This is a genomic window from Mesorhizobium sp. M5C.F.Ca.IN.020.32.2.1, from assembly GCF_004023105.1.
GTDB lineage: Bacteria > Pseudomonadota > Alphaproteobacteria > Rhizobiales > Rhizobiaceae > Mesorhizobium > Mesorhizobium wenxiniae.
In genome coordinates, this window is sequence record NZ_RZSX01000964.1 from 1 (window position 1) to 2,235 (window position 2,235).

A 2,235-nucleotide genomic window follows, 5' to 3' on the forward strand; every position below is an offset into this window, starting at 1 on the left:
GCACGTAGGAGAGATGATGCAACGAGAAATCGCACGCGGGTTGCTGGCGTCGTGGGTTCGCCGACCGGCGTATTTGAGCCCGTCAGTTGGTCCTCACCCGCGCCTATTGCCACCGAGCGACTTGCATGTCCCTCCAACTCGGACCTGTTCCGAGAGATGCGACGAGTTGTGCGCCGTGTGCTCCGATCAGATGGCCGCCGGTGACGCGTCTCTCTTCGATAGGAGATGAAATGCGAACGCTGCTCGTGGATCATCATGCGGATCTTGCGCGCGCCATGCGACTTGCGCTCGGGGATGGCGGCTTCGTCGTTGATGTCGTTGGTACTCTGGAACTGGCCTCGAGTGCATTTTCTTGCGCCAGCTATGAAATTCTCCTGCTGGAATTGGCTCTGCCAGATGGCGATGGCTTGGGTTGGCTGAGGCAGTTGAGGACCCACGGGCATTCAGTTCCTGCCGTCATTATGAGCAGCCTTAACGATCTCGATAAGCGAATTGCGATCTTCAACGGTGGTGCGGACGACTTTCTGCTCAAACCCGTCTCTACCGATGAGCTTATCGCCAGAATGAGAGCCATTCTGCGCCGGGCGTCACAGATGACCGACCTGAGGCTCGTATTTGGCAATCTCAACTTCGATCCGGTCGCCCGGCAGGTTTTCGTTGCTGGGCACCCAATGATGATCGCACGTCGCGAACTCTGTATTCTAGAGCATCTGCTTAACCGGGCAGGCCGCATCGTGCCCCGTGCGCAGTTGGAAGATCACCTCTATTCGTTCAACGACGACGTGTCTGCCAACGCGCTTGAAGTCGGAATCTATCGTTTACGTGGACATCTGACCAGATCAGGTGCAACGCCACGGATCAAGACCATCCGTGGCATTGGCTACATTCTAGAATTGACTGACGCGTCATCCGCATAGTTTGTCGAATCGAAAGAAGATCTATTTTGCTGATCCTTCAACATCCTTGCCCTGCGCTCAATTGGCGGGCGATCGCCATCAAGGTTCCGAGACCTGCAGTGCCCCGTTACCTGGGCCATCTCCTCTGCGCGCTTATTGTGACTTTCCCACTTGGTGTCGCGGCGCAAAACAAGCAGGACAAAGGCGCGCCGCGTGCGGCTTCGAATAGCATCAATGCCACGCTGACCCTTTCCTCTTCGCTCGGGGAGACCGTTCATCTGCCCGCGCCAGCCACGACCATCTTTGTTGCTGACCCGACGATCGCGGATTTTCAGGCACCATCGAGCAAAACAATCTTCGTCTTTGGCAAGAAATCGGGGCGGACCAGCCTATTCGCCTTGGACGGCAACGGCGAGCCTCTCGCCGAATTGCGTATCGTTGTCACGCAACCGATCGGGGATTTACGCGCCATGTTGCGGGAGCAGGTCGGCGACTATCCCATCCGCGTCAACTATACGCCGCGCGGCGCAATCCTTAGCGGGACGGCGCCCGACGCAGAGGTCGCCGACACCGCAAAAAGAGTCACTGAGCAATATCTGGGCGACGGAGCGCAAGTCGTCAACAACATCAAGGTCGCTGGATCCCTGCAAGTTAACCTCAGCGTGCGCGTAGCCGAAGTCTCACGCAGCGCCATGAAGTCACTTGGCGTCAACCTGTCCGCCTTCGGTCAAATCGGCAATTTCAAAGTGGGCGTTCTAAGCGGAAGCGGTGCAAGCGCTGGATCTGGTTCAACCCAGGGTGGCGGTACAGCAGAAATCGGATTCGACAACGGTGTCGTCAACGTCAGCGCGGTTCTCGACGCGCTCGCCAAGGAGCATATAGCTTCCGTCCTGGCTGAGCCGAACCTCACCGCTATGTCGGGTGAAAAAGCCAGCTTTCTAGCTGGCGGCGAATTTCCCATTCCTGTCCTGCAGGAAAACAGGCAGGTATCGGTTGAATTCCGTCACTTCGGCGTCAGTCTGGAATTTGTGCCGACAGTTCTCAGCAACAATCAAATCAACATTCACGTAACGCCCGAAGTCAGTGAACTGTCGACGCAAGGTGCCGTGCAAATCAACGGAATTTCCGTGCCGGCAGTTTCCACGCGCCGAGCCGATACGGTCGTCGAACTCGCCAGTGGGCAGAGCTTCGCAATCGGCGGTCTAATCAGGCGGAACGTCAACAATGATGTCAGGGCCTTTCCCTGGCTCGGAGAAATGCCGATCCTGGGACCGCTTTTTCGCTCGTCCTCGTTTCAAAAAGAGGAGTCAGAACTGGTCATTCTAGTTACGCCTTACAT

At 56.7% G+C, this 2,235-nt stretch carries 2 protein-coding genes; both read left to right on the forward strand.

What is annotated here, in order from left to right:
* The first annotated feature begins 230 nt into the window (after positions 1-230).
* Entirely contained in the window at positions 231-917 is a 687-nt protein-coding gene (locus tag EOA86_RS31520) for a response regulator transcription factor (protein ID WP_029354874.1), read from the forward strand.
* A 71-nt stretch (positions 918-988) separates the two neighbouring features.
* The coding region (locus EOA86_RS31525; protein ID WP_245497435.1) for a type II and III secretion system protein family protein at positions 989-2,235 on the forward strand (1,247 nt) is incomplete at its 3' end.